The organism is Paenibacillus sp. F4, assembly GCF_002894905.1.
Lineage (GTDB): Bacteria > Bacillota > Bacilli > Paenibacillales > Paenibacillaceae > Paenibacillus > Paenibacillus polymyxa_B.
The window spans coordinates 1-378 of sequence record NZ_POVS01000052.1; the positions used below are offsets into that span (position 1 = coordinate 1).

The 378-nt window shown below is 43.4% G+C and carries 1 protein-coding gene; it reads right to left on the reverse strand.

The features are described from left to right. On the reverse strand, window positions 1–318 hold a 318-nt coding region (locus C1T21_RS27610; protein ID WP_219727886.1), incomplete at its 3' end, for a transglycosylase SLT domain-containing protein. Window positions 319–378 lie beyond the last annotated feature (60 nt).

Genomic DNA, 378 nt, shown 5'->3' on the forward strand with positions numbered 1-378 from the left:
TCCCGGATACCAGTTATCTCCTCCGTTATAGTGTAATAAGCCATTATATATGTTGCCGAATCTAGTAATCTTTTCATTTAAAATCAGTCCGCCCAAGCATACCTGATCTTGTTCACTGCCGTGATTATAAGCACGGCCAAATTTTGAACTGAATTGAGATAAATAAGCATTACGTGTGTTTGGTTCTACCTGCATCAATCCGTCGCCGGCTGATGGACTGCCTGGTAAGCCTGCTCCAAAGCTGCTTTCCTTTTTGATCACAGCACTCAGCAATAAAGCAAAATCTCCGCCTTTACCGAATTTATCGCCCGCATTCATTGTGTATGTCCATATGTGGCTTGGAACTTCGGAAGGCTTTGTTACTGAAGGACCTGTTGG